The sequence below is a fragment of the Aporhodopirellula sallentina SM41 genome, from assembly GCF_000346505.1.
GTDB lineage: Bacteria > Planctomycetota > Planctomycetia > Pirellulales > Pirellulaceae > Rhodopirellula > Rhodopirellula sallentina.
In genome coordinates, this window is sequence record NZ_ANOH01000339.1 from 1 (window position 1) to 1,209 (window position 1,209).

The 1,209-nt window shown below is 56.7% G+C and carries 1 protein-coding gene; it reads right to left on the bottom strand.

Annotated features, from left to right (window positions below; translation table 11 throughout):
- Positions 1-92: 92 nt before the first annotated feature.
- Entirely contained in the window at positions 93-941 is an 849-nt protein-coding gene (locus RSSM_RS22380; RefSeq protein WP_008684400.1) for a dienelactone hydrolase family protein, read from the bottom strand.
- Positions 942-1,209 lie beyond the last annotated feature (268 nt).

Below are 1,209 nucleotides of genomic sequence, written 5' to 3' on the forward strand. Positions count from 1 at the left end.
TTGAAAACCTATTGGCCGATCCGTGGTTTTTGCGGGACAACCGGGGCTGAAAAATCAAACCTGGCTGCCGGGATCTCACCCTTCGATCGCGACTACACCAACGAACTTTCGAACAATGCCAACATCCGGGCCCATGCCTTTTCTGCTTGTTCGTAATTGTGGACGCGGGTGTCGGGCGGGCACCATCCGTGTCCGGCAGGATAAACTTCGATCTCCGCTTTTAACCCCGCCTCAGCGAAATCTTTCTTCAGAACCTGTTTCGCGTCGGGGTCACGTTCGTCGTCGTTTTCCGCGATCGCGATCAGGAACTGCGCGTCCATTTGCGGGATCAGGCGGTGCGGGCTGTCGGGTTGATCCGTGACCAGCCCTCCACCGTGGAAGGTCGCGGCGGCGCCAACCCGGTCGGGAACGGCAGCGGCGGTGCGGAAAACGATCGGGCCGCCCATGCAGTAGCCGGTCGTGCCGACAGGTTTCGACGTGTCGACTTGCGACTGAGAATCCAACCATGCGATGAACGCTTTGGCATCGGTCGTATGCGTGGTCGGGGTCAACGAACGGGCGAGTGGCCGGACATCAGAGATTGGTGTGTTGGCCCCTTTTGCAGCGGTCGGTGCCTTTTGCTTTCGATAGAACGGATTCACCACCAGAACGCTGTAGCCGGACTCCGCAAGCCGTTCTCCCATTTGCCGAAACGCCGGTCGCAAACCAAAGATGTCTGGCCAAATTAACACGGCCGGATGTTTGCCGGAGGTTGGAGAGACGAAGTATGCGTCACACTCGCCATCGGGAGTTTCAATACGGACGTCGTTGGAACTCACCTCCGCGGCGTCCGCGGCCCGCGGCAACATTATCGCGGCCCCGAATCCGGCTGCCGCAATCGCGCCGAGATCACGACGCGAGTATCGTTTTAAGTCGTCTTCAAAATGGTCTTGGTCACACATGGACGGCTCTCTGAAAGGAAACACAGGGAAGATAGTCAGCCTTTTCATTCCGGCGAATAATCGAAAAGTATATCGCAAGTCGATACGCGAATCGTTTCTCACCGGAATTTGAGTCTAGGTGAGTTGCCCGCCGATCACAACTTCCCGCCAATTCGATTATGCTCACGCGAATCCGGTTTCGCTCGCGAGCCTTTTTGACACATCTCGCAAATCACAATCTGTCTCGATGGATCCGGATGATCGCCCCGAATTCTTATCGCGGATCTTG

Excerpts from the sequence above, each read along its gene's own strand:
- RSSM_RS22380 (WP_008684400.1), bottom strand. The coding sequence starts at position 941 with ATGTGTGACCAAGACCATTTTGAAGACGACTTAAAACGATACTCGCGT.